2 protein-coding genes are annotated in these 2,588 nt (G+C 62.5%); both read right to left on the reverse strand.

Annotated features, from left to right (window positions below):
* Positions 1-30: 30 nt before the first annotated feature.
* Positions 31-2,100: a recombinase family protein gene (locus NKH23_RS34295; protein WP_353036763.1), complete on the reverse strand. Its 2,070-nt coding sequence runs from the start codon at positions 2,098-2,100 to the stop codon at positions 31-33.
* A partial coding sequence (locus NKH23_RS34300) for a hypothetical protein (protein WP_353036765.1) occupies positions 2,097-2,588 on the reverse strand: 492 nt, incomplete at its 5' end. The genes NKH23_RS34300 and NKH23_RS34295, both read right to left, overlap by 4 nt.

Consider the following 2,588-nt stretch of genomic DNA (forward strand, 5'->3'; position numbering starts at 1 on the left):
GCGAAGACTGATTCATTATGCACCTCCTTTTCAAATGGCGGAAAACAGCGATTCCTGGTTGTCGTCGTGGGTGCGACGTGGAGTATTGCGCGCCAAATCGGCTTGGATCCGTTCATCTTCAAGGTCACTGGCGCGGATTTGGTAGGGCGCACCGCGCATGACCTGTTCGGCGGGCAATATGCCGTCCCTGATGAAGCGGCGGATCTTGACGTGCGACACACGGAGCCTAGCGGCCGCGTCCGACATGGTGAGCCATTCGCCATTTTTGTCGGAAGATCGATAGCCGCTGATCTTGTGCACTGTGCGTAGCGATTGGACGCGCCGAGCAGTCCAGGTCTTTCCCTGACCGGTCTGCATGCCCATGCGGTTAAGCGTGGCCGCGATTTCGGCATCCGACCACCGCGTTGCCATGGATCGCATGATCGCCAGGGCCTCTTCAGGCGTACGCTGGCCATGCTCTCCGGATTTGGGCTTGCGAACCCGTACCTGCGAGTGCTGGCCTCCATGCCAGTGGATGGTCAAGATCACGTCGCGCGCATCGTCATCGACGTCCGCCACGATGTCCTTGATGAGTGCGCGCAGCAGTTGCTGACGACAGCGCATGTCGACACCCGGCGCATTCCAAGCGGCTTCAAGATCCTTGGCGAGACCCGTGAAGTCCGGAACCGCGTCGACAGGCTCCACACGCTGGATTTCGCTCAGCCGGGCCTCGCAGGTCTCCACGCGCCTGAGCGTGGCTTCCCAACTCCTCTCGAGCTGGGCCGCAATAAGCCGGTTCTCCGGGTCGCAAGCGGCATAGCGGCGCTCGGCGAGCGATGCCTCATAGCGCGCCTGCTGCAGGTCCATCTCGATCATCTGCCGCCGCTTGGCTTCGCTCTCCAGCTGCATCCGTTCAGCCTCCAACGCCGCTTCGATCGCCATCGGCGCAACCGCCTCCAGCGCTTCGCGGGTCACCGCCGCGTCGGTGCGAAAGCCGTTGAACGACATGCATCGCGCCTGTGCCATCATGAGGTTGCCGCGCTCGCAGCGATATACCGGATAACCTTGGCCGCGTCCGGCATACATGACAACCAGTCTTCGCCCGCATCGACCACAGGAGATGAGACCCGGGAGCAGCGCGCGACCGCCGCGGCCCGACTTGACGCCGCCGGCTTTGCCATAAGCGTTGGCCGCGAGCAGTTCCTGGTTCCGTTCGTACTCGTTCCATCCGATGTAGCCTTCGTGATGGTCGTTGAGCACCACCGCCCACTCGCTAGCCGGCTTGTAATGGCCATAGCTCTTGCGAACGCGGCCATCGACGATCTCAGTGCGCTTCTCGCTCTTACCATAGACATAGGCGCCGGCGTAGAATGGGTTCTTCAGGATCGAGATCACGTTGCGGTAGCGGATCGGAACCCAGTCGAAGGACACCATCTTCTTGCCGTCCGAGGGTCTGGGGAAATGCACGCCATCGTCGATCATCGAGATCAGGACCTGGCGCGCACTGCCGAGTTCGCGGAAGCGCGCGAATATCAGGCGAATGGTCTCCTGCAGGCGCATGTCGGGATCGAACCCGAGACCGTAATCGCGGTGCCAGACATAGCCGAAGGGCACGGAGATGCGCAGTTCCCCGCGCTGTGCCTTGGCGCGGGCGGCCTCGTACATGCGGGCACGCAGCACGCCGAGCTCGAACTCGCTGATGCTGCCCTTCATACCGAGCAGCAGTCGATCGTTCGGCAATCCTGGATCGTAAATCCCGTCCAGATCGATCACGCGTGCATCGACTTCGCCGCACAACTCGAGCAGCCGATGCCAGTCCGGCCCGTTGCGCGACAGACGGGACGCTTCCAGGCAAAGCACGGCGCCGACCTGGCCGGTGCACAGATCGTCGACCAGGCGCTCGAAACCGGGCCGCTCCACGGCCCCGCTTGCGGTTCGTCCCAGATCCTCGTCGATCACCTCTACTTTGCGGAATCCCCAGCGCCGCGCGACGTCGACAAGCTCATATTGCCGACGCTGGCTCTCAAGGTTGAGCTGGACCTGCGCCTGAGTGGACTGACGGACATAGACGACGGCCTTGCGCTTGAGGACGGCAGTCGGAATCAGATTACCGCTCGTCATCGCAGCTCTCCTCCTCCGTTGCCACGCCGGCGGCGGCCATCAGTACGTTGGCGAGCCGGGCGATCACTATGGTCCGTTGCGCTGAACTCAGCCCGTTCAGCTTCTGCGAGTCGAGCGGCAAGCTGAGTTGGCGAACGACCACGAGAGATCGTGTCGGGGGTGGCAGGGTTCTCATGTTGCGCCTCCGCGATGGTGAAACCATCCGGAGAGCCTCGCCGGAAACGGCGTTCGATCAAGAGCTTGTGAAGCTCAAGCAGCGCGGCAAGCGATACGCGCGGGGAGCCCAGGTCCATTGTCGCGCAAGCCACCGGATCGACCATCCAGGCGGGAGCGGTAATGACATGCCCCGGCACGACGACGAGATGAATGATCCGACCGTTCGCGCGTTCTTCGCTGTTCTCGCAGCGAAGCCGGCGTCCGAAATACGGATGCCAACGATAATGGACTTCGACCTCCTGCCCAACATGGGCAGAATGACCCCGAGATGG

It is taken from the genome of Mesorhizobium sp. M1328 (assembly GCF_040318075.1).
Classification (GTDB): domain Bacteria; phylum Pseudomonadota; class Alphaproteobacteria; order Rhizobiales; family Rhizobiaceae; genus Mesorhizobium.